This is a genomic window from Flavimobilis rhizosphaerae (assembly GCF_014852685.1).
GTDB classification, from domain to species: Bacteria; Actinomycetota; Actinomycetes; order Actinomycetales; family Cellulomonadaceae; genus Flavimobilis; species Flavimobilis rhizosphaerae.
On sequence record NZ_JACZDF010000001.1, the window covers coordinates 186,386 to 210,204 of the forward strand.

At 73.1% G+C, this 23,819-nt stretch carries 16 protein-coding genes; 9 read left to right on the plus strand and 7 right to left on the minus strand.

The window, feature by feature from the left end:
- The first annotated feature begins 23 nt into the window (after nt 1-23).
- The 4 genes from IGS67_RS00795 (at nt 24) to IGS67_RS00810 (ending at nt 3,969) form a co-directional block, all read left to right on the plus strand.
- Entirely contained in the window at nt 24-1,280 is a 1,257-nt protein-coding gene (locus IGS67_RS00795; protein WP_192276830.1) for an MFS transporter, read from the plus strand.
- 114 nt (nt 1,281-1,394) lie between these two features.
- Nucleotides 1,395-1,799, plus strand: coding sequence for a PadR family transcriptional regulator (locus IGS67_RS00800; RefSeq protein WP_192276832.1), 405 nt, complete (start codon nt 1,395-1,397; stop codon nt 1,797-1,799).
- Complete coding sequence (locus IGS67_RS00805) at nt 1,796-2,512, plus strand: hypothetical protein (protein WP_192276835.1); 717 nt, start codon at nt 1,796-1,798, stop codon at nt 2,510-2,512. Before IGS67_RS00800 ends, IGS67_RS00805 begins: the two co-directional genes overlap by 4 nt.
- 176 nt (nt 2,513-2,688) lie before the next feature.
- On the plus strand, nt 2,689-3,969 hold the full coding sequence (locus IGS67_RS00810) for an aminotransferase class I/II-fold pyridoxal phosphate-dependent enzyme (protein WP_192276838.1): 1,281 nt from the start codon (nt 2,689-2,691) through the stop codon (nt 3,967-3,969).
- A 98-nt stretch (nt 3,970-4,067) separates the two neighbouring features.
- Here the strand turns inward: IGS67_RS00810 and IGS67_RS00815 are convergent, their stop codons facing one another.
- From IGS67_RS00815 to IGS67_RS00830, 4 genes are all read right to left on the minus strand, one after another.
- Nucleotides 4,068-6,236, minus strand: a complete 2,169-nt coding sequence (locus IGS67_RS00815) for a hypothetical protein (RefSeq protein WP_192276841.1) — start codon at nt 6,234-6,236, stop codon at nt 4,068-4,070.
- Nucleotides 6,233-6,781, minus strand: a complete 549-nt coding sequence (locus tag IGS67_RS00820) for a SigE family RNA polymerase sigma factor (RefSeq protein ID WP_192276844.1) — start codon at nt 6,779-6,781, stop codon at nt 6,233-6,235. The genes IGS67_RS00815 and IGS67_RS00820 overlap by 4 nt, the downstream gene beginning before the upstream one ends.
- 170 nt (nt 6,782-6,951) lie before the next feature.
- Nucleotides 6,952-8,679 carry a hypothetical protein gene (locus IGS67_RS00825; protein WP_192276847.1) on the minus strand — a complete coding sequence of 576 codons (1,728 nt, stop codon included), beginning with the start codon at nt 8,677-8,679 and terminating at the stop codon, nt 6,952-6,954.
- Nucleotides 8,676-9,230, minus strand: a complete 555-nt coding sequence (locus IGS67_RS00830) for an RNA polymerase sigma factor (RefSeq protein ID WP_192276850.1) — start codon at nt 9,228-9,230, stop codon at nt 8,676-8,678. The genes IGS67_RS00825 and IGS67_RS00830 overlap by 4 nt, the downstream gene beginning before the upstream one ends.
- Before the next feature lie 237 nt (nt 9,231-9,467).
- On the opposite strand from IGS67_RS00830, the gene IGS67_RS00835 reads away from it, so the two are divergent.
- From IGS67_RS00835 to topA, 5 genes are all read left to right on the plus strand, one after another.
- The gene (locus tag IGS67_RS00835; RefSeq protein ID WP_192276853.1) at nt 9,468-11,768 is read left to right on the plus strand and encodes a sodium-translocating pyrophosphatase; all 2,301 of its coding nucleotides are present in this window, start codon (nt 9,468-9,470) and stop codon (nt 11,766-11,768) included.
- 93 nt (nt 11,769-11,861) lie between these two features.
- Nucleotides 11,862-13,514, plus strand: a complete 1,653-nt coding sequence (locus IGS67_RS00840; protein ID WP_192276856.1) for a DUF7059 domain-containing protein — start codon at nt 11,862-11,864, stop codon at nt 13,512-13,514.
- Nucleotides 13,515-13,527: 13 nt separating this feature from the next.
- Complete coding sequence (locus IGS67_RS00845) at nt 13,528-14,304, plus strand: endonuclease/exonuclease/phosphatase family protein (protein WP_192276859.1); 777 nt, start codon at nt 13,528-13,530, stop codon at nt 14,302-14,304.
- A 66-nt stretch (nt 14,305-14,370) separates the two neighbouring features.
- Complete coding sequence (locus IGS67_RS00850) at nt 14,371-15,489, plus strand: phosphatase PAP2 family protein (RefSeq protein ID WP_328741288.1); 1,119 nt, start codon at nt 14,371-14,373, stop codon at nt 15,487-15,489.
- 165 nt (nt 15,490-15,654) lie between these two features.
- Nucleotides 15,655-18,480, plus strand: a complete 2,826-nt coding sequence (topA, locus tag IGS67_RS00855; RefSeq protein WP_192276862.1) for a type I DNA topoisomerase — start codon at nt 15,655-15,657, stop codon at nt 18,478-18,480.
- Between the two features lie 386 nt (nt 18,481-18,866).
- Here the strand turns inward: topA and IGS67_RS00860 are convergent, their stop codons facing one another.
- From IGS67_RS00860 to IGS67_RS00870, 3 genes are all read right to left on the minus strand, one after another.
- The gene (locus tag IGS67_RS00860) at nt 18,867-19,790 is read right to left on the minus strand and encodes a type IV toxin-antitoxin system AbiEi family antitoxin domain-containing protein (RefSeq protein WP_192276865.1); all 924 of its coding nucleotides are present in this window, start codon (nt 19,788-19,790) and stop codon (nt 18,867-18,869) included.
- Between the two features lie 467 nt (nt 19,791-20,257).
- A complete protein-coding gene (locus IGS67_RS00865) occupies nt 20,258-22,876 on the minus strand; it encodes an ABC transporter permease (protein WP_192276868.1) in 2,619 nt (872 codons plus the stop codon).
- Nucleotides 22,873-23,685 carry an ABC transporter ATP-binding protein gene (locus IGS67_RS00870; protein ID WP_192276871.1) on the minus strand — a complete coding sequence of 271 codons (813 nt, stop codon included), beginning with the start codon at nt 23,683-23,685 and terminating at the stop codon, nt 22,873-22,875. Before IGS67_RS00870 ends, IGS67_RS00865 begins: the two co-directional genes overlap by 4 nt.
- Nucleotides 23,686-23,819: the final 134 nt, after the last annotated feature.

Genomic DNA, 23,819 nt, shown 5'->3' on the forward strand with positions numbered 1-23,819 from the left:
CCTGCACGAGAAGGACCACGCGCATGAGCACCACGACGTCCACGCCCGCACCCGCTCACCCGACGAGCCTCGCGAGCTCGCTCGTCCGCGCGACCGGCTGGGGCTACTACCCGGTCGCCGCGATCGCGCGCCTGCCGTTCGCGATGGTCGTCGTCGGCGTCCTTACCTACGTGACGACGGTGACGGGCTCGGTCGCGCTCGGCGGGCTCGCCTCGGGCGCGGTCGGTGTGGGCGTCGTGCTCGCGGGACCGTTCGTCGGCGGGCTCGTCGACCGTCACGGGCAGCGCCGCGTCGTGCCCGTCGTCGGTCTGCTCAACGCGGTGGCCGTCGCCGTCGTGCCGCTCGTCGTCCATGCGGACGCGACGCGCCCGCTCGTCGTCGCCGTCGCGTTCCTCGCGGGAGCGACCGTCCCGCAGGTCGCGCCGCTGTCGCGGACGCGGCTTGTGACGATCGTCGGGGCGCGCGTCGTCCCGGAGAAGCGGGTGTCGACGTTCGCGCACGTCATGTCGTACGAGTCGGCGATCGACGAGACGGCGTTCGTCATCGGCCCCGTGCTCGTCGGTGTGCTCGCCGCGATGGTCGCGCCGTGGCTGCCGCTCGCGGTCGCGGCGACGCTGAGTCTCACCGCCGTCGTCGCGTTCGCGCTGCACCCGACGGCGGCCGTGCGGGCCGTCGGCCATGCGACCGAGGAGCGTGCGCCGCTGCGCGAGATCGTGCGGGCGCGGGTGCTCGTCGTCGTCGGTGGGGCGTTTGCCGTCGGCCTGTTCTTCGGGACGACGCTCACATCGCTCACCGCCTTCATGGGGGAGCAGGGCCGCGGTGACGAGGCTGGTCTCGCGTACGGCGCGATGGGTCTGACGTCGGCCGTGCTCGCGCTCGGGGTGGCGCTGCTGCCGCGGGCGTTCGTGCCGCGTTGGCGATGGGTCGTGTTCGGCACGGTCATCGTCGTGTCGTCGGCGCTCTACGCGACGCTCGCGGCGGGGGCGTCGCCGATCCTCGCGCTGCTGCTCATGGGGCTCGGCGTCGGCCCGGTGCTCGTCACGGTGCTATCGATGGCGTCGGCGCGCAGCCCGCAGGGGCGTGCGGCGACGACGATGACGCTGACGACCGCAGCGCTCAGCCTCGCGCAGGCCGTGGCGTCCGCGGTGACGGGCCAGGTGGCGGAGGCGCAGGGTGCGGGGCCGGCGATGGTTCTGCCGCTCGTGTCGGCGGTGCTGCTCGTCGTGCTGGGCCTGGCCAACGTCGCGCTCGAGCGCCGCGCCACGCCCGCAGCCGCCTGACGCCCACGCCTCAATACCGCGCGCGGGCAGGCCTGGCGGGCACTGCCAGTCCGACGCCCTGGCAGCATCGCGAGGTAGGTGGCATGGCTGACTAGATTGCGTTACTGTCTAGCCATGACCGACACGACCTGGCCCGCCGAGTGGCTTCGCGGCGTGCTCGAACCCTGCGTCCTCCACGTCCTCGCCGACGGCCCGACGTATGGCTACGCGATCGCCGAGCGGCTCGACGAGCTCGGCCTCGGCCGTCTCAAGGGCGGCACCCTCTACCCGCTTCTCGGCCGCCTCGAGACCGCCGGCCACGTCACCGTCGAGTGGCGCGCCGGCGACGGCGGCCCCGGCCGCAAGTACTACGAGCTCACGCCCGACGGCCGCGCCGCGCTCGCCGACGCCCGGGTGCGCTGGCGCGCGTTCACGACGACGACGCTCGCAATCCTCGCGCCCGACGGCGCGCCGCCCGACGGGCGCGACGTTCCCCACCCCCACCCCATGCGCACCCCGACGACGGAGGTCCTCCCGTGACACGCACCCCTGACCCTGCGGCCCTCGCCCCGCACGTCGAGCCGTCGTGGCTCGACGCGTTCGTCCTCGCCCTCCGGGTGCACGGCGTGCCCGGCACCCTCATCGGCGACGCGCTCGCGGAGGTCGAGTCGCACTGCGCCGAGGCCGGGGAACCGGCAGCGGAGGCGTTCGGCGACCCCGTGGCGTACGCACAGTCGCTCGAACTCGCGCCCGACGAGAGCCTCGAGTCGGAGATCCGGTGGGGCGGGGTGTGGTCCGGGCTGCAGCTCGTCGCGCTCTTCGCCGTCCCCGCGGCCGTCCGGGGCCTCGTCCGCGGCGAGCCCGTCAACGTCACGGGAGGGATGCTGCTCACGGTCGTGCTCATGCTGGGGATCGTCGCCGTGCTGGGGGCGAGGTCCACGTGGGCCATGCGCACCGTCGTCGAACGTCCGGGGCTCGCGTCGATCATGCTCGGTGCCTCGCTCACGTCGGTCGTGCTGCCCTCGGTGCTGTGGCGGACGGTCGTCGTGAGCCTTCCGGTGCTTCCGGTGCTTGTCGTAGCCGTGCTGCTGCTCGTCGTTGGCACGACGCGGAGCGTCCGAACCCTGGGGGCACCCGACGACATCGTCGGGCCGTCGGATCCCCGCTCGGTGCGCCTGCGGCTGCCGTTCTCCGCGTTCCTCATGCCGCTCGGCACGATCGTCCTCGCGATCATCGCCGCGCTCACTGCCTGACGGCACGTGCCGCGGGGTACACGGAGCGGCCAGGCGACCCCGGCGCGGGCGCGTGGACGTCCTAGGACGCTCGCGGTGCGTGGCCCTAGGATCAGGGAGGTCGCGCGGCGTCCGCGCCCGTGGCCCTGTCGGAACTCACCCAGACTCCCGGCCCCGGCCGGGGAGAGGCGCCAACGATGTCCCCTGCGTTCGAGAACCTCAGCCCTGACGAGCTCGCCGCCGAGCACGCCCGCCTCCAGCAGGCGTACGCCGACCTCCAGGCGACGGGCCTCACGCTCGATCTCACGCGCGGCAAGCCCGCGCCCGCGCAGCTCGACCTCTCCAACGCACTGCTCTCGCTCCCGGGCGACGGCGACTTCCGTGACGGCACGGGCACGGACGTCCGCAACTACGGCGGCCTCCAGGGTCTCCCGGAACTGCGCGCGATCTTCGGCGAGCTCCTGAGCATCGACCCAGCCAACCTCTGGGCGGCGGGCAACGCGAGCCTCGAGATCATGCACGACCTCGTCGCGTTCGCGTTGCTCCTCGGGACGAACGACTCCGAACGCCCGTGGCGCGACGAGCCCGCCGTGAAGTTCCTCTGCCCTGTGCCGGGCTACGACCGCCACTTCGCGATCGCCGAGGCGTACGGCATCGAGATGATCCCCGTGACGCTCCACGCGGACGGCCCAGACCTCGACGAGGTGCGCGCCGCCGTCGCCGACCCGGCCGTCAAGGGCATGTGGTGCGTGCCGACGTACGCGAACCCGACGGGCGCCGTGTACTCCGAGGAAGTGACGCGCGCGCTCCTCGCCCTCGAGACGGCCGCGCCTGACTTCCGCATCGTCTGGGACAACGCGTACGCCGTCCACCCGCTCGCCGAGCAGTGCGCCCCCGCCCTGCCGATCCTCGAGCTCGCCGCCGAGGAAGGCCACCCGAACCGCGTCTGGACCGTCGCGTCGACGTCGAAGATCACGTTCGCGGGCGCGGGCGTCGCGTTCCTCGGCTCCTCTGCGGAGAACCTCGCCTGGTACGGCAACCTCTACGGCAAGCGCTCGATCGGCCCCGACAAGGTCAACCAGCTCCGCCACCTGCGGTTCTTCGGCGACGCGGCGGGCGTGCGCGCGCACATGGAGAAGCACCGGCAGATCCTCGCGCCCAAGTTCGACGCGGTGCTCGAGATCCTCGACGCCCGCCTCGGCGGCACAGGCGCGGCCACGTGGACGCGGCCCGAGGGTGGCTACTTCATCAGCCTCGACGTCGTGCCCGGCACCGCGCGTCGGGTCGTCGAGCTCGCGAAGGCCGCGGGCATCGCTCTCACGGCCGCGGGCGCGACGTTCCCGGGCGGGGTCGACCCGCGCGACGAGAACATCCGTCTCGCCCCGAGCTTCCCGTCGGCCGACGACGTCCGCACGAGCATGGACGGTGTCGCGACGTGCGTCCTGCTCGCAGCACTTGAGGCGCGTCTCGCCGGCTGACGGCGGACCGACTGCACGACGAAGGGCCCGGCCGCGAGGCCGGGCCCTTCGTCGATCGACGGTCCGGGAGCGCCCCCTGCGCGCCCCGGGGCCGACGATCAGTCGGTGACCCGCTCGGGATTGACCGTCACCGTCGCGACCTTGCCGGTCGCCGACTCCTTCGTCCCGTCGGTGCCGGTGAGCGTCGCCGTCGCCCACACCTCGTAGGTGCCGGCGCCGACGTGCTCGCCCGTCGAGCAGGACCGCAGGTCTGTGTTCCACGTGAGATCGGTCGAGTCGCCGCGGGCGAGGTCATACCCGCTCGTCGGGGTATCGTTCGAGTTGTCGGGGATCTGGCCGACGACGATCCCGTTGCGGGTGAGGACCCCGCCGACGACCCCCGGGAACGAACCCGCGAGGCGCGTGTCGCCGATGTTCGTCACCGTCATCTCGCCGCCGTGCGCGTTGTCGAGCCCGACGGTCGTCTTCTCCGGCGTCCCCGAGACCTCGAGCGAGTCGCCCTGGAAACCGGGGACCTCGGCGCCGCACGCGGGGAACGTCGCCGACGCGTCCTTCGTGGGCAGTTCCGGCCCGCCACCGATCGTGAGGTCCTGACGCACCGAGATGATCTCGGTCGCGGTCTCGGTGGTGCCGTCGAGCTGGGTGACGGGGACGACGACGAGGAGCGTGTACGTGCCGTCGGGCAGGGCGGTGCCGTCGCAGTCCGTCGTCGGGATGTCCGCGACGAGCGCGTCGCGCTCGGGGTACTTCGGGAGGATGCTCGCGGGCAGCTCGCCCGTGTGCCACTTGTCGCTGCCCTGGCGGGTCCGCGAGGCTGCGACGACGGTCTCGTCACGCAGGAGGTAGACCTCGGCGGCGTCGCCCGTGTACCAGGCCGTCGATCCCTTCGCGTGGCGGATCTGCGCCCTCATGGCGCCGTCGCCGACCTCTCCGGCCGGGACGCGTGTCGCGGTGCCGTCGAGGGTGAGGGTCACCGTGTCGCCGCCGGCGACGGTCGACGAGGTGATCTCGGCCGTCGGGTCGCCGCACGCGAGCATCGTCGACCCCTGGCTGGGAGCGTCCGTCGGGTCGCCGAGCATCAGGTCGACAGTGTTGCTTGCCGTGATCGTCCTCGTCGGGAGGTCGTCAGGGCCGATCGACGTGAACTCGAGGATCACAGAGGCCTGGTAGTCGCCCGCGGGCAGGAGCCCGGAGCTGTCGCAGGCCGTGGCGCTGCCGCCCACGCGCAGCCCGTCGACGATCCGTGACGTGCCGGGCATGATGTCCGTCGCGTCCTCGGGTCCGAACCAGGCCATGAGTTCCGTGCCCTCGGTCTTGTGGGCGGAGACGATCTTGCCGTCGCGGGTGAGGTACGTCCAGACGCCGGTGACGGTGCGTGCGTGCGTGCTGCCGTCGGTGATGGCCGGGTCGATGCGGAGCAGGTCGGGCAGGACCGGAGCCGGGGTGACGGGGCGCTCCGGGCCGATGATCTCGGTGCGGTACTCGCCGCCGAGGGACCGTGAGTCGTCGTCGCTGAGCGACTCGCCGCACGCGAAGACCTGGGTGCCCATCGTGAGGCCCAGTGCGTCGATCGTCACGTCCCACGGTCCGCCGACAACGTCGACCTGGCGTGAGGCGTCGCCGACGAGCGTGCCGTCGACGGTCGCCCACACCTGGTAGGTCCCGGCGGGCAGGGTCCCGGACGGGTCGCACGCGACGGACGCGGTGCGCTGGAAAGCCTCGCTCGGGTCGCCGCCCGCGGTCAGCTCGGCCTGAGTGAACGGCTCGGGCATGGCGCCGGGCAGGGCGACGATCTTGCCATCCTGGACGACGGTGTAGCTGACGTAGCCGGTCGAGCCGAGCGTCAGCGACTTCTCGGCCGCGCCCTCGTGGAGGACCGCGACGACGTGCGGCAGGTCGGCGAGGCTCCGGGCCGTGAGCGGCGGCGTGGCCGTCGAGAGCACGAGGTCGAGCCCCTCGATGCTGCCCTTCGGCGGCGTGAACGTCGTGCCGCACGCGGCCGGCAGGTCGGTGTTCGTCGCGGGCGGCGGCGTGCCGTCGCTGCCGCCGATGTTCTGCGCGACGAGCACACCGCCGACGGCGACGAGTGCGACGGACGCCGCGGCGACGAGCGACCGGGCCGCAGTACGGCGGCGACGCGCGGCGAGGCCGTGCGTGCGGGCGGTCGCGGCCATGTCCTCGAGGGAGCGGGCGCGCGGGGCGTGGGCGGCGTCGTCGGCGATGCCTCGCAGGAGGCCCGACAGGTCGCGGTGGTCGTCGTGGGTCATCGTGCACCTCCGTGGGTGACGTCAAGATCGATGTGGTGGGCGTCGGCGAGCGGGCCCAGGTGGTGCTCGAGGCGCTTGACCGCGTCGGACAGGTAGCGCTTGACAGAGCCCTGGGCGAGCCCGAGCTCGGCAGCGACCTGCGGGACTGTCATGTCCTCGTAGAAGCGCAGGACGACGCACACGCGCTCGCGGGGCGTGAGCGTCGACAGCGCGCGCAGCACGTCGAGGTGCGCGGGCACGTGCTCGGGCGTCGCGGCGCCGTCGTCGGGCTGGGACGGGGGCGCCACTTGGAGGTGGCGGACCGCGGCCCAGCGCTTGCGTCGACGGAAGCCGTCGACGAACGTGTTGCGGATCGTGCGGCGGACGTACGCCTCCGCGCTGCGGATGTCGTCGTCCGTGCGTCTGCGCGAGTATGCCGCGACGAGCGCGTCCTGCACGAGGTCCTCGGCCTCGGCCAGGTCGCCCGTGAGCAGGTACGCCGCTGACACGAGGGCGTCACCGCGGGTGCGGACGAGCTCGTCCAGCATGGTGGCCCAGTCGGTCATCGGCGTGCTCCTCGTCGCGGCCCGCACGGACGCGGGATGCACACGGTACGTGTGCGCGGTCCCTGCGACCATCGTGCCCTCCCGGTCCCGCCGCGTGGAGCGGCGTGGTCGGGGCGCCCCGTGCGGGCGCCTCTACCTGTATGACGACCGGGAGGGCACGTTTCGTTGGGTCAGTCCGTGACGGTGATCGTTCCGAGGCTCTCGACGACGGTCACCTCGACCTGGAAGCCGACGGAGCCGTAGAGGCCGACGACGAGCTCGTAGTCGCCCGCGGGCAGGAGCGCGCCTGTCTCGCACGAGCGGCCGGGGACGTCGACGTCGAGCGGGCCGTCGAGGCGCGGGACGTCGGCGGCGGGCCAGGCGTCGATGCCGCCGTCGCCAGGGCCTGCTGGGAACGTCGTCCACGTGCCGTCCGGGGTCGGCGTGTGGGCGCGGGCGACGACGCGGCCGTCCTTGAGGAGGAACGCCTGGACGCCGTCGGCGAGCACGTCGCCGTCGACCGTGAGGGTCGTGCCGAGGTCGAGGGTCGTGCCCCGCATCGACGTGGTGCGCGCTGTCGTTCCGGCGATGCGCAACGGGGTGCCGCCCTGTGCGAACACGTCCTTGCTGCGGTCGAGCCACGCCGTGTCGTCGGCCGTCGGGCCCCCGCAGCCGTATGCCATCGTCGGGGCGACGTCGTCGGGGACCTCCCAGGCGGGCTCGGGCTCGAGCGTCACGGGCCGGCGCTCGGAGACGAGCCTGAGGACCTCGGAGCTCGACGAGACGAGGTCGGTGACGTCCGCGACGACGAGCAGCGTCAACGGCCCCGAGAGGTCCGTGTCGCTGTCGCACGACCCTCTCTGCACGGGCACCCGCGCTCGGGCGTCGTCGCCGGCGACCACGAGATCGAGGTCGAGCTCGCGCGGGTAGGCGTTGGACGCCCCGACGACAGTGTCGCCGTCGAGCAGGTACGCCGAGAGCCGCTCGACCCGGTAGGGCCGCGGGTCGTCGGCTGCAACCTCGATGCGGGCCTCGGGGGCGTCGTCGAGCCCTGGTGCGAGGGTTCGGGAAGCGGTCACCGTGAGCCGCGGTGTACCCGGCGTGGTGCTCGCCACGAGGTCGGTCGCGGTAGCCCCGCACGCGAGCGCCTCGGGTCGTACGGCGGCATCACCGTCAGAGAGCGTGACGATCCAGGGACCGCCGACGACGACCGCGGGCTGTCCGCCGCTGACGTCCTCCCCGGGCTTGCCCTCGTGGACCCGCGCGTCGCGGACGGACGCCCAGACCTCGTACTCGCCCGCGGGAAGCGACCCGGACGGCAGCGAGGTCTCGGACGTCCGTCGTGACGGGTCGCACGGCTCGGGGAACATCCCGACGAACGGCGTGCTCGCCGGACCGCCCGCGGTGAGCGGCGTGGTGACGAGCGGCTGGACCCCGGAGCCTCCGTTCGCGACGACGCGGCCGTCCTGGACGACCGTGTACTCCACGTTGCCGTCCGACGTGAGCGTCAGCGCGTCGAGCGAGGCGTCGGCGTCGAGCGTCGCGACGACGCTCGGCAGCTCCGTGAGCCCGCGCTCGGCGAGGACCTCCGAGCCCGGGGAGAGCGTGAGACGCAACCCCTCGAACGTCGGCGTCGGCGGGGTGAACACCTCCCCGCAGCGCGCCTCCGTGGCGGCCGCGGGCCCGGGTACGGCGCGCGTCCCGCCGAGCTGCTGCGCAGCGACGACGCCGCCAGCCGCGACCGCGACGACCGCGGCCGCCGCGGTCGCCGCACGGCCTGCGGCACGCCTGCGTCGCAGGACCGTCGCGCGGCGGCGGACGCCCGCCACGAGCTCGTCGTCCGTGAGGTGGCTCGTCGAGCGGCCGGCGGCGCCGGCGATGTCGCCGAGCGCGTCGGCGAAGCGGTCGTTGTGGTTCATCGGGTGCCTCCCAGCGTCATGCGGTCGGTTCCAGGTGCGGAGGTGTCCGGCGCGTCGGGGCCGAGGGTGGCGGCGAGGCGGCGGTGGGCGTCGGACAGGTAGCGCTTGACGGTGCCGACGGACAGGCCGAGGCGGCCCGCGATGTCGGCGATCGGCAGGTCGTCGTAGTGCCGCAGGACGACGCACGCGCGCTCGCGGGGCGAGAGCGTCGCAAGGGCCTCCTGGACGTCGAGGCGCACGGGCACGTGGTCGGTCGTCGCGGACTCGTGCGGCGGCTGCTCGTCGGGGACGACCGAGAGGTGCCGGATCGTCGCCCACGTCCTGCGACGGCGGAAGCCGTCGAGGTACGTCCTCAGGACGGCCTTGCGGACGTAAGCCTCGAGCGCCACGACGTCCGTGCCGGCGCGGACGCGTGCGCACGTCGCGACGAGCGCGTCCTGGACGAGGTCCTCGGCCTCGCGCACGTCCCCGCTCAGCAGGTACGCGTACCCGACGAGCGCTCGCCGTCTGGTCGCGACGAGCTCCGAGAGCGTCTGCTCCCATGTCCCCACGGCCTGCTCCGATCCTCGAGGTTCCCTGTCACAAGCACCGACGGGCGAGCGACGCAGAAGGTTGGGGGCCGACCTGCGGAAATACCGAGACGCAGGTCACAGTCAGGTTACGGGATGCCGGAAACCCGGGTTCCGGCTGTGTGTCCGCCGCCACATCGGTAGTCTGGCCGAAGCCCGGACGACGATGGGGTCGCCCGGGCCCACCTGTCTCTATCGGCAGGACGTCGAGGAGGACGTATGCAGCTCGGGACCACAAGCCTCGTCATCGTCTCGGTCATCACCGTCGTCGGAGCGCTCTGCCTGCTCGTCGCGGTCGGCCTCAGACGCCAGGTCCTCGCCGCAGGCGAGGGAACCGTCTCCATGCAGGCCATCGCGCAGGCCATCCAGGAGGGCGCGGCCGCCTACCTCAGCCGGCAGTTCCGCACCCTCGCGCTCTTCGCGGTCGTCGTCGTCGCGCTCCTCACGCTCCTGCCGGGGGACACCGGCGTGCGCGTCGGACGCTCGATTGCGTTCCTGTTCGGCGCGGGCTTCTCCGCCGCGATCGGCTACCTCGGCATGTGGCTCGCCGTCCGCGCCAACCTGCGCGTCGCCGCAGCCGCCCAGGTGCCCGGTCCCGTCGAGGGCCGCCGCGCCGAGGGCGCTCGCATCGCGTTCCGCACGGGCGGCGTCGTCGGCATGAGCGTCGTCGGCCTCGGCCTGCTCGGTGCGGGCGTCGTCGTCCTCGTCTACCGGGCCGACGCCCCCGCCGTCCTCGAGGGCTTCGGCTTCGGCGCCGCGCTCCTCGCGATGTTCATGCGCGTCGGCGGCGGCATCTTCACGAAGGCCGCGGACGTCGGCGCGGACCTCGTCGGCAAGGTCGAGCAGGGCATCCCCGAGGACGACCCGCGCAACGCTGCGACGATCGCGGACAACGTCGGCGACAACGTCGGCGACTGCGCAGGCATGGCCGCCGACCTCTTCGAGTCCTACGCGGTGACGCTCGTCGCCGCACTCATCCTCGGCAAGGCCGTCCTCGGCGAGCAGGGCCTCGTCCTGCCGCTCATCATCACCGCGATCGGTGCGTTCGTCGCGCTCCTCGGCATCGTCATCACGCGGACGCGAGCGGGCGAGGACGGGCTGCGTGCCATCTACCGCGGCTTCTACGTCTCCGCGCTCGTCGGCACGGGCCTCGCGGCGATCGCCGCGTTCGTCTACCTGCCCGGCACGTTCGCCGAGATCGAGGGAGTCGCGGCCGAGCTCGTCACGTCGACGTCGGACCCGCGCCTCGTCGCGTCGGGCGCCGTCGTCATCGGCATCGTCCTCGCGGGCATCATTCTCGCGGTGACGGGCTACTTCACGGGCACGACGTCGAAGCCGACGCTCCACGTCGCCCGCACCTCCCGCACGGGAGCCGCGACCGTCGTGCTCTCCGGCATCGGCGTCGGCTTCGAGTCCGCCGTCTACACGGCGGGCATCATCGCGGCCGCCGTGTGCGCGGCATTCCTCCTCGCGGGCGGCTCCGTGTGGCTCGCGCTCTTCCTCATCGCCCTCGCGGGCTGCGGCCTGCTCACGACGGTCGGCGTCATCGTCGCGATGGACACGTTCGGCCCCGTCTCGGACAACGCGCAGGGCATCGCGGAGATGTCGGGCGACGTCGACGCGGACGGCGCCCAGATCCTCACGGAGCTCGACGCGGTCGGCAACACGACGAAGGCCATCACGAAGGGCATCGCGATCGCGACCGCCGTCCTCGCCGCGACCGCGCTCTTCGGCTCGTACGCCGACGCCGTCACGCAGTCGCTCACGAAGATCACCGACCCCGCGTCGTCGGGCATCGTCGCCTCGATGCTGACGTTCGAGATCATCTCGCCCGTGACGCTCGTCGGCGTCATCCTCGGCGGCGCGACAGTCTTCCTCTTCTCCGGCCTGGCGATCGACGCCGTGACCCGAGCCGCCGGCGCGATCGTCTTCGAGGTGCGCCGGCAGTTCCGCGACCACCCGGGCATCATGACGGGGCAGACGCGACCCGAGTACGGCAAGGTCGTCGACATCTGCACGCGCGACTCCCTGCGCGAGCTCGCGACGCCGGGTCTCCTCGCGGCGTTCGCACCGATCGCCGTCGGCTTCGGCCTCGGCGTGGGTCCGCTCGCAGGGTTCCTCGCGGGCGCCATCGGCACGGGCGTCCTCATGGCCGTGTTCCTCGCGAACGCGGGCGGTACCTGGGACAACGCAAAGAAGATCGTCGAGGACGGAGCGTACGGCGGCAAGAACTCCGACGCGCACGCGGCCGTCGTCATCGGCGACACCGTGGGCGACCCGTTCAAGGACACGGCTGGCCCCGCGATCAACCCGCTCATCAAGGTGATGAACCTCGTCTCGGTGCTCATCGCGCCAGCGGTCGTCGCCATGAGCGTCCCCGCCGATGCCAACCATGTCCTGCGCATCGCGATCGCGACCGTCGCGGCGGCCATCGCGTTCGGCGCGGTCATCCTCTCGCGGCTCCGTGCCGCGCAGGTCGACGAGGCCGAGGAGCTCGAGAAGGAGGTCGGGCTCGTCTGAGCCCCGCCCTCCGCGACCGGAGCGCCCTCGCACACGTGATGGTGTGCGGGGGCGCTCCGAGCCGTTCGGGGGTCGACGCGGGATGATGGGGCGGTGAGCAACCCACCACGTCTCCTTCCGGACCTCGTCCCCGCGCTGCGCTCCGACCTCCTCGCGGCGGGCTTCACCGTCGCGGGCGTCGGCGAGATCCTCGGGGAGGTCGCGCTCGACGCGCTCGGCCGCGAGGAGGCGGTGCCCGCGCGCCTCGCGGTCGCGCGGCTGCTCGCCGACCCCGGTACCGACACCGTCGTGCGAGCACGGGCCGCGCTCACGTCGCTCTTCCTGCTCGGCGGCTCGGTCGCGCGCGAGGATGTCGCGTCGGCGCTGCCGACGCTCGGTGCCCAGGGCGCAGTCGCGCTCGGGCTCGTCGGACAGGCGCCCGCTCTCGGCGCGCAGGCCCCCGCCGACGTGCCCGACGGGACCGTGCCCGACCGGACCGTGCCCGACGGGACCGTGCCCGACGGGACCGTGCCCGACGTTCTGCGCGCGATCGTCGACCTGCGCCCCTACGCGGCCGACGACGCGCGCGGGCCGATCGACTGGTGGCTCGCGTCCGACCTCGGCGAGCTCGCGACCGGCCGTGCCCTCGAGCCGGACCACGTCCTCGGGGCGGGGGGTGCGTCGCTCACGCTCGCGCAGGTGACGTCGCGCGCGGACGTCGGGCGGGTGCTCGACCTCGGGACTGGCTGCGGCATCCAGGCCCTCCACGCGTCGCGGCACGCGCGCGAGGTCGTCGCGACCGACCTGTCGACGCCCGCCCTCGCGTTCGCGGCGTTCACCGCCGCCCTCAACGGCGTCGAGATCGAGCTGCGCGAGGGCTCGATGCTCGAGCCCGTCGCTGGCGAGCTCTTCGACCTCGTCGTCTCCAACCCGCCGTTCGTCATCACGCCCCACGCTCCGGGCGGTGACGACGCGCTGCCGCTGTTCGAGTACCGCGACGGCGGACGCGCGGGCGACGACCTCGTGCGGGACCTCGTCACGGGTGTCGGCAGCGTCCTCGCCCCGGGCGGGACCGTCCAGATGCTCGGCAACTGGGAGGTGCGGCGCGGACAGGACTGGACCGAGCGCGTGGGGGAGTGGCTCGACGCGTCGGGCCTCGACGGCTGGGTCATCCAGCGGGAGCTGCTCGACCCCGCGCGCTATGCGGAGACGTGGCTGCGCGACGGCGGACTTACCGCCGACCGCGACCCCGACGGCTACGCGGCCGCGTACGCGGCGTGGCTCGACGACTTCGCGAGCCGTGACGTCGAGGCCATCGGCTTCGGCATCGTCTACCTGCGCAAGCCGGCAGACGGGCGCGTGACCCTGCGTCGTCTCGAGGAGCACACCGGCACCGTCCACCAGCCGCTCGGCGAGCACCTCGCGGCATCGCTCGCGGCGCACGACTGGCTCGAGGCCCGCTCGGACGCGGCCCTCGCCGACGAGCACCTGCTCGTCGCGCCCGACGTCACCGAGGAGCGCTACCTCACGCCCGGCGCGGAGGACCCGAACGTCGTCATCGTGCGGCAGGGCGGCGGCCTCGGGCGCGGTGTCCACGCGTCGACGGCGCTCGCGGCGCTCGTCGGGGTGTGCGACGGAGAGTTGAGCGTCGGGCAGATCCTCGGCGCGATCGCCGCGCTCTTCGAGGTCGACGCGGACGAGCTCACGGCCGAGGTCCTGCCAGGCGTCCGCGGGCTCGTCCGCGACGGCCTCCTCATCCCCGCCTGATCCGGAGGCTCCCGTGCGACTGCGCGTCATGACGTACAACATCAAGTTCCTCGCGCTCGACGCGGCCGCCGCGCGACGCGTCGTGCGTGCCGAGAAGCCCGACGTGCTGCTCCTCCAGGAGACGCCTCGCTGGGTCCTCGGGCGGTGGCGCACGCGCGCGTTCGCGCGGTCGGTCGGGCTCGAGGTCGTCGCCGGCGGGATCGCGGGCCGCGCGTGCGCGATCGCGGTCGCTCCGCACCTGCTCACGCAGGTCGTCGAGGGCCGCGGCGTCGCGTTCGAGCCGCGCTGGGTGCGGTTCCGGACGGGGTGGCCGACGCCGCGCGGGTACGCGTACGTGCGGCTCGCGCGGCGGGTGGCGGACGGGGCGTCCGGTGCGGACTCGTCCGGCACGGAACCGTCGGGCACGGACGTGCCGCGCCCCGGCACCCGGGGCGCGGGCCCGGACGACGTCCTCACGCTCGTGAGCGTGCACTTCTCGGCGCAGCCCCCGTCCCGCGCCGTCCACGTGCCGGTGTACCGCGCACTCGCGGCGCGTGAGGCGCCCGACGTCGTCGTCGGTGGCGACCTCAACGAGAACCCGCGCGGGCCGAGCGTCGTCGCCCTCCAGCCGCCGCTGCGTGACGCAGACCCGGCCCAGGCACCCACGCAGCCGGTCACCGCACCGCGCTCCCGCCTCGACGGCTTCCTCGTCGGCGACACCGTCACGGTGCGTTCGGTCCGGGTGCCCGACGGCCCCGACGTGCTCGTCGGCTCCGACCACCGGCCTGCCGTGCTGGAGCTCGAGTGGTGAGGGTCGACGCACGCCGTCGACGTGCCCTTCGCGCAACCGTCACACACGGTCGCTAGGTTGGGCGACGTGACCCATTCCTCCACCCCGGACGACGCGACGCACCCACTGCCGCTCGGCGAGCCCGACGGCCCGCCGGCGCACGCCCCGGACGTCGCGCCGCCGACGCAGCCGCTCGGGCGCGTCGAGCCGCGCACGCCCGCGCTCGGCGTGCCGATGACGTGGGGCGGGCCCGGACGGGACGCGGCCGCGCCCGGGAGGACGGCGACGGCACCGACCGCGGTCGTCACCCCCGCACCTCGCACCGACGCGGCCCCCGAACACGGTCGCCAAGCACGGCCCGCAGCGCGCGTCGTCCCCCGGATCGTCGCGCTCCTCACGTTCGCAGCGTTCGCCGTCGCGTTCGCGCAGACCGTGAAGATCTTCCTCGGGACCGCCGCCGGACAGCGCTTCGACGAGCTCGCGCTGCGCGGCTCCGAGCACGGCAGCGGCACCCTCTGGCAGGTCGCGGAACCCGTGCTCGACGTCGTCTCCGTCGCGTTCATCGTCGTCGCCGTCGTCGTCGTGCTCGTGATCGCCGCGCTGCGACGCGCGTGGGGGCTCGGGCTGCAGGTCGCGGTCCTTGTCGCCGGGGCCAACATCACGACGCAGATCCTCAAGCGCGACCTGCTCGAACGCGCTCAGCTGGACGTGCTCACGCAGCGGCCCGGCAACTCGCTGCCGTCCGGGCACACGACCGTCGCCGCGTCCGTCGCGATCGCGCTGCTCCTCGTCGTGCCGCGCCGCATGCGGCCCTACGTCGCGCTGCTCGGCGCGGCGTGGACCGCGGCGACGGGAGTCTCGACGCTCGTGGGGCAGTGGCACCGCCCGTCCGACGTCCTCGCTGCCCTGCTCGTCGTCGGCGCGTGGACGGGGCTCGTCGTCGCGTTCACGCCGCGTTCCGCGGTCGACCGCACCGTCGGCGGCTCGATCTCGACGACCGCAGGGGTCGTCGTCCTCGGGCTCGGGGCGTTCGTCGGTGGAGGGTTCACGGCTCTCACGCTCGGGCTCGGGGTCACGGTGCCAGGACTCGAGGCCGACGACGTCGTCGCGTACGCCGCGTCCGTCGCCGCCGTCGTCGGGCTCACCTGCCTGCTGTTCCTCGTCGCGCTGCTGCTCCGGCAGGAAGCAGCGCGGCGCACGCACTGACGTGCGGACCTCCCCACAGGGGGCGCCCTCGCGGGCGCCGTCCACGGATCCTGGGCCTCGTCGGCCCCCGGGTCGTGGCCCGAGTACGATCCCGTACGCTGACACGGAGCGCCCGGACCGGGCGCCGGCAGGACGCGCCCACTGGGCGCGGGGAAGCAGGCAGTGATGTCGTCAGGTCGCAAGCTCGTCATCGTGGAGTCGCCCGCCAAGGCGCGCACGATCGCGTCGTACCTCGGTGACGGGTACGAGGTCGAGGCGAGCGTCGGCCACATCCGCGACCTCCCTCAGCCTTCCGAGCTCCCCGCGGACATGAAGAAGGGCCCCTTCGGCAAGTTCGCCGTCGACGTCGAGAACGGCTTCACGCCGTACTACGAGGTCTACGGCGACAAGAAGAAGAAGGTCGCCGAGCTCAAGCGGCTCCTCAAGGACGCCGACGAGCTCTACCTCGCCACTGATGAGGACCGCGAGGGCGAGGCCATCGCGTGGCACCTCCTCGAGGCCCTGCGCCCCAAGGTGCCCGTCAAGCGCATGGTGTTCCACGAGATCACCCGCGAGGCCATCGAGCGCGCCCTGCAGAACACGCGCGACCTCGACGACCGCCTCGTCGACGCGCAGGAGACCCGCCGCATCCTCGACCGCCTCTACGGCTACGAGGTCTCGCCCGTCCTGTGGCGCAAGGTCCGCCAGGGCCTCTCCGCCGGCCGCGTGCAGTCCGTCGCGACGCGCCTCGTCGTCGAGCGCGAGCGTGAGCGCATGGCGTTCGTCAACGCCGAGTACTGGGACGTCACCGGCGAGTTCACGACCGCCGGCGGCGACCAGTGGTTCTCCGCGCGCCTCACGGGCCTCGACGGCGCGAAGGTCGCCTCGGGCCGCGACTTCACCGACCGCGGCGAGCTCAAGGGCTCGGACGTCGTCCACCTCGACGAGGCCGCCGCACGCTCCGTCGTCGCCGCCGCCGAGGACGGGACCACGACCGTCCGCAGCCTCGAGACCAAGCCGTACACGCGCCGCCCCGCGGCGCCGTTCACGACCTCGACCCTCCAGCAGGAGGCGTCGCGCAAGCTCCGCATGAGCGCACGCCAGACCATGCGCACCGCACAGTCGCTCTACGAGAACGGCTACATCACGTACATGCGTACGGACTCGCCCGCGCTGTCGACGCAGGCGATCGACGCCGCGCGTCGCCAGGCGGCCGAGCTCTACGGCGGCGACTTCGTGCCCGCCAAGCCGCGCATCTACACGTCGAAGGCCAAGGGCGCGCAGGAGGCCCACGAGGCCATCCGCCCCGCAGGCGACGAGTTCCGCACGCCGCAGCAGGTCGCGACCGAGCTCTCGGGCGACCAGCTCAAGCTCTACGACCTCATCTGGAAGCGCACCGTCGCCTCCCAGATGGGTGACGCTCGCGGATCGACCGCGTCCGTGCGCCTCGGCGTCACGGGCACACGGCCCGACGGCACGGCGCTCGACGCAGTGTTCTCCGCGTCCGGCACCGTCATCACCTTCCGCGGCTTCCTCGCGGCGTACGAGGAGGGGCGCGACACCGAACGCTACGACTCCGACGACGCCGAGGGCTCACGCCTGCCGACGATGGCCGAGGGCGACGCGATGGACGCGCGCGAGCTCGCCGCCGCCGGGCACTCGACGACCCCGCCGCCGCGCTACACCGAGGCGAGCCTCGTCAAGGCGCTCGAGGAGCGCGGCATCGGCCGCCCGTCGACGTACGCGTCGACGATCTCGACGATCCTCGACCGCGGCTACGTCCTTGCTCGCGGACAGGCGCTCGTGCCGTCGTGGCTCGCGTTCGCCGTCGTACGACTGCTCGAGGAGCACTTCCCGAAGCTCGTTGACTACGACTTCACGGCCGCGATGGAGGCCGACCTCGACGAGATCGCGGCCGGCGGGCGCGACCGCACCGCGTGGCTGTCGCAGTTCTACTACGGCTCCGAGGCCGGCCCTGCCGACGGCGGGCTGCACGGGCTCGTCGAGAACCTTGGCGACATCGACGCGCGCGACATCAACTCTGTGCCGATCGGTGACGGCATCACGCTGCGCGTCGGCCGTTACGGCCCGTACATCGAGGACCTCTCGGCCGAGGTCGCGGAGGGTGCGACCCCGCCGCGTGCTTCCGTGCCGGACGACGTCGCGCCGGACGAGCTCACGCCTGAGCGTGCGCGCGAGCTGCTTGCGACGCAGGCGGAGGGTGACAACGTCCTCGGTCAGGACCCGGTGACGGGCCACGACATCGTCGCGAAGAACGGCCGCTACGGCCCGTACGTCACCGAGGTGCTGCCCGAGCCCGAGCTCGACGAGGGCCTGTCGGCGGCCGCACGCAAGCGTGCGCTCGCCGCGCTGCCCAAGCCGCGCACCGGGTCGCTCTTCAAGTCGATGTCGCTCGCGACGGTGACGCTCGAGGAGGCGCTGCAGCTGCTGTCGCTGCCGCGCGTCGTCGGCGTCGACCCGGAGTCGGGCGACGAGATCACCGCGCAGAACGGCCGCTACGGGCCGTACCTCAAGAAGGGCACGGACTCGCGGACTCTTCCGAGCGAGGAGCAGCTGCTGACTATCACGCTCGAGGAGGCGCTCGCGATCTACGCGCAGCCCAAGCGTGGCCGCGGGGCGACGGCGTCCGCGCCGCTGCGCGAGCTCGGTGAGGACCCGACGAGCGGTAAGCCGATCGTCATCAAGGACGGCCGCTTCGGCCCGTACGTCACCGACGGCGAGACGAACCGCACGCTGCCGAAGGACGCGTCGATCGAGTCGGTGACGTTCGAGCAGGCGGTCGAGCTCCTCGCGCTCAAGCGCGCGGCAGGCCCAGCGAAGAAGCGCACGACGGCCAAGAAGCCGGCAGCGAAGAAGCCGGCGGCCAAGTCGACGGCAACGAAGACTACTGCGACAAAGGCAGTTGCTGCGAAGAAGCCGGCGACGAAGACGACGGCGACGAAGTCCGCAGCCGCCAAGAAGCCCACGACGAAGAAGCCGGCAGCCGACTGACCCCTGCGGCCCACCCTCCCTTTGTTCCGATAGCCGATCCGACCACTTCACGTGTTCGGATCGGCTATCGGCTTCGTCGGCCCTGAGGTGGCTCCCGATCGATAGCGGATCCTGACACGATCCGTGTCCGGATCCGCTATCGAACCTCTTCGGGTCGTGGAGGCTCGGAGCTCGATAGCCGATCCGGACACGTAGTGCGCACCGATCCGCTATCGGGCGGTCTTGCGAACGCGATCAGGGAGTGGCTGGGCGGTGAGCGGCGGGGCTCCCGGGCACGCCATGATCGTGACGATCGGCTATCGGCGTATGCGATGGGTGTGGATGGGCTATCGACGCGCGCGATGGGCATGGATCGGCTATCGGCGCATGCGATGGGTGTGGATGGGCTATCGACGCGCACGGAGCGTGGCGAGCGTCGTGCCGACCGTCGAGACGAAGCGGTCCGGCTCGTAGAGCACCACGCGGGCGGGGAAGCGGAGGACGGTCCTGCCCGACGCGTGCATGCGGTTGTCCCGCTCTCGGTCCTCGTCCGAACGATGCCCGTGCGCCGCACGTCCATCGATCTCGACGTCGAGCTGGACGTCGTCGAAGAAGATGTCGGCTCGGCCCACGACCCCGATGCGGTCCCGCACCTGGACATTGGCGTGCCAGCCAGTGATGCCCGCGGCCCTGAGCGCGTCGTGGCCCCTGCGTTCGGCGACGCTGAACGCACCGTTGACGGTCGCCTCGAGAAGTCGCCTCAGCTGGCGGTTTCCGACGAGCCCCGGAAGCTCGACGAGCGCACGCTCGATCCCGTCGCGGTCGAACTCGTCACGCGCGGCGAGCCACGCGGACAGGTCGAGCGCGCTGTCGAACGGTAGCCATGCGAGTGCGTCGCGCCACGCGCGTTCGCGGTGAGTGGTGAGCGCGGGCGCGCCTCCGAACGTCCCGACGTGTTCGACCTCCCACGGCGCGAGGGGGACCCGGTGCGGCTTGATGCGGTCGCGGATGCCGTCGCCGAGCTGGTCGGTCCAGATGTCGACGCGTTCGAGCTGCGGGACGGGCGCGCCGTGCCATGCTGCGGCGGCGGGTCCCATGACGATCGAGCCGGGACGGTGGACCCACGTCGCGATGATCGGCGCGGTGGGCATCTGACGGGACGTCGCGCTCACGAGGCCGCGTGCAGGGAGCGGGATCCAAGCGCCGGAGGCGATGCGATAGCTGACCTGCCGGGTGGTGTACCCGGCGGCGTGCGCCTGCACGCGCGTGAAGACGCCTCGCTGGCGGCGGGCGATCCCGGGGACGTCGTCGGGTCGCAAGAGCATCGGCATGAGGAGATCGTCGTCGTCCGGAGCACCGCTCGCCGCGTGAGCCGCTGAACCTGTGAACGGCGAGGCGATTCCGATGACTGTGGTCAGCCGTGCCGCGTCGGCGGCAGACTCATGATCGCGCCGCATCGTCACCGCGCCTGGACCGTGTCTCCGGGGGAGCGGCCCGGGAAGGCTCCGGCCGGCGCATGCTCGATAGCGGGTTCGTACGCCTGACATGTGCGAATCGGCTATCCGGCACTTGAGGCTTCCCAAGCACGTGGCTCGATAGCCGATCGGCGCACCTGTAGTGCATCGATCGGCTATCGAGCCAGCTAGGGCGGGCCACCTAGGGCGGGCCACCTAGGGCGGGCCACCTGGGGCGAGCCACGAAGGGACGGGAGGGGAGTCGACGGATTGATGGCTTCCCCCCTCGAATGGCGGGAAGCCAACAATCCGTCAGCAGAGGGGTGGTGGGAGGGGACAGGTCGCTACTCCGACGCCAGGCCCTCGAGGACCGGGACGCGGGAGGCACGGATCGCGGGCCACAGGGCCGCGACCACCCCGACGACCGCAGCGAGCACCACGAGCACCCCGATCTGGCCCCACGGCACGACGAGGTCCGTCAGCCCCATGTCCGCCATGACCGTCGGCAGCGCGCTCGACCCCCCGACGCCCACCGCGACGCCCAGCGCCGTCCCGAACACTGCCGTGAGCACCGACTCGATCCCCACGACGCTCGCCAGCTGCAGCCGCCCGAGGCCGACCGCCCGCAGCAGCGAGATCTCCCGGCGCCGCTCGACGACCGACAGCGCGAGCGTGTTGACGATGCCGAGCACCGCGATGAGGATGCTCAGCGCGAGCATCGCGTAGACGATCGTCAGCATCTGGTTGACCTGCGCCGCGAGCGAGTCCGCGAGGTCGTCGGCGTCCTGCACGGAGACCGCCCCGTACGCGGTGACCGCGGGCGTCACGGCGTCGCGCATCTGCTCGACGCTCGTCCCGGGCGCCACCCCGAGGAACGCCACGGCGATGTCGCGCGTCGCCGGAACTGTGACGTCGGCGAAGAGGTCCTGCGGCAGGAAGAACGACCCGCCGAAGGCCCGCGATTCGACGACCGCGCCGACCCGCACCGTCACCGCACCGTCCGCACCGGCGACGGGCGACGCCGCCGTGCCGAGCGTCAGCGTGTCGCCGACCTCCCAGCCGTTCGCGGTCGCGGCGGACTCGAGGACGAGCGCCTCGCCGCGGTCGAGCGCGTCGAGCGTCCCGTCGACGACGTGAATCTCGATCGACCGGCGCGGCAGCTCGCGCGGCATGTCGAACGCCCACTGGGCGCCCTCGACCCCCGCGACGGACGTGAGCCCAGCGGAGACGGGGTCGAGCGCCCCGACCTCGGGCAGCGCGGCGACGGCGTCGATCGCGCCCGACGGCACGCCCGGGAAGCCCGACACCATGAGGTCGGCCTTGAGGTCGGACTCGACGACGTTCCGCATGGACGTCGAGGCGGAGGCCGCGAGGACGGCGGACGCCGAGACGAGGACCATGCCGATGGTGAGGGCGCCCGCGGTCGCGGCCGTGCGCCGCGGCTGCCGGACGACGTTCCCCCGGGCGAGGGCGCCGAGGGGCCGGGCGAGGACGACGGACGGCCAGGCGAGCACCGTGACGACGGGACGGGCGAGGACGGGGGCGAGGACGAGCACGCCCACGACGAGCGCGACGGCGCTCGCGGCGAGGACGGCACCGCCCATGCCTGCGGCCTCGCCGTCCGCAGCGCCGAGGAGGTCCTGCCAGCGGGCCTCGGAGACGGTCGACGCGACGACGACGCCCGCGACGCCGAGAGCGACGAGCACCGCGCCGATCGCGCCGCGCACGCGGAGCCCGCGCTCGGAGGGGGTGTCCTCGCGCATGGCCTCGACGGGCGCGACGAGGGCGGCGCGTCGGGCGGGCAGGAGGGCGCCGACGACGGAGACGACGACGCCGACGGCGACGGCGAGCAGGATCGTGGGCCACGTCGGGACGACGGACCCGGAGAGCTCGGTACCGGTCGCGGAGAAGATCGCGCCGATGCCGGCGGCGAGGCCGGTGCCGAGGGCGACGCCGACGACGGACCCGACGACGCCGACGACGAGCGCCTGGACGAGGACGGAGCCGAGCACCTGGCCGGGCGAGGCGCCGAGGGCGCGCAGGAGCGCGAGCTCGCGGCGTCGCTGGCGGACCTGCATGGAGAAGGCGTTGGCGATGAGGAAGGTCGCGACGGCGAGCGACACCCCGGCGAAGCCGAGGAGGAAGATCTGGAGGAAGCCGATCTGGTCGTCGATCTGGGCGCGGGTCTCGCCGCGGACGGTGTCGCCGGTGACGGCCTCGGCGGCGGACGCGCCGGGGACGTCGGTCGCGGCGAGGGCGGCGGCGAGTGTGTCGCGCAGCTCGTCCTGGCTGACGCCAGGGGCGGCCTCGACGGCGATCTGGGGGACGAGGCCGTCGGGCGCGAGGGTCTCGAGGGCGACGGCGGGGTCGAGCCCGACGACGAGGGCTCCGGCGAGCGGTCCGTCGAAGGAGAGGACGCCGGAGACGGTGACCTCGCGGATCTCGCCCGCGAGGACGACGGTCGTCGTGGAGCCGGTCGTGAGGCCGGAGCGCGCGGCGGTGTGCTCCTCGAGCGCGATCTCGGCCGGGCCGGACGGGGCACGTCCGGTGAGGTAGGGGTACCGGGTGTCGTCTGCGGGGAAGGGCGTCGCGATGGTGGGGGCGCCGCCGGTCGTCACGACGGTGCCGTCGGCGCCGAAGAGGGTGAGGAGCCCCGTGGGCTCGGGGCGGGCGTGGGCGACGCCGGGGGCGTCGGCGAGGACGTCGGCGAGGGCCGCGGGGACGGAGGCGTGGACGGTCGAGGAGCTTCCGGAGACGACGTCGGTCCCCGACGTCGTCGCGGCCCCGCGCACGTAGGCGTCGCCGGCCGCGGACGTGGAGATCACGGCGTCGAAGGTCGTCGACAGGAGGGTGCGGAAGCTGAAGGTGCCGGCGACGAACGCGACGCCGAGCGCGACGGCGAGGACGGCGAGCGCGGTGCGGCCAAGGTGGGCGCGGATGTCGCGCAGGGCGATCCGCCTCATGCGGTCACCGCCGCGGGGCTCGTGCCGGCGGTGAGCGCGCCGAGGCGCTCGAGGACCGTCTCGGCGGTGGGGTTCTCGAGGACGTCGGCGAGGCGGCCGTCGGCGAGGAAGAGGACGCGGTGCGCGTAGGAGGCGGCGCGCGGGTCGTGGGTCACCATCGCGACGGTTTGCCCGAGCTCGTCGACGGAGCGGCGCAGGAACCCGAGGACCTCACCGGCGGAGCGGGAGTCGAGGTTGCCGGTGGGCTCGTCGGCGAGGACGAGGGCGGGGCGTGTGACGAGTGCGCGGGCGCACGCGACGCGCTGCTGCTGGCCGCCGGAGAGCTCACCGGGGCGGTGACTGAGCCGGTCGCGGAGGCCGACGGCTTCGACGACCTCGTCGAACCAGGCGCGGTCGACGCGCTCGCGGGCGATGTCGAGGGGGAGGGTGATGTTCTCCTCGGCGGTGAGCGTCGGGACGAGGTTGAAGGACTGGAAGACGAAGCCGAGGCCGGTGCGGCGCAGCTGGGTGAGGTGGCGCTGGCGCATGCGGGTGACGTCGTGGTCGCCGACGACGACGGTTCCGGAGGTTGGGCGGTCGAGGCCTGCGAGGCAGTGCATGAGGGTTGACTTGCCGGAGCCGGACGGGCCCATGATCGCGGTGAGCCGGCCCTCCTCGAGGTCGACGTCGACGTCGTCGAGCGCGGTGACGGCGGTCGCGCCGGTGCCGTACTCCTTGGTGAGGTTGCGGGCCCAGGCGCGGGCGACGCGCCCGACGGGGAGGATGCCGACGCCGGTGCGGCGGGGGGCGTGGGCGGTCGCGGTGGTCATGGGGTGCTCCTCGTGCTTGTCATGCGGAGTTCTGGTGTCGAGTCGACCTTCTCGCAGTGCACGTATCGGGCGGCATCGGGTGAGTCCCTGGACGGACCCTGGATGTGGGATGGGTGAAGTCCCTGAGCGGGGAC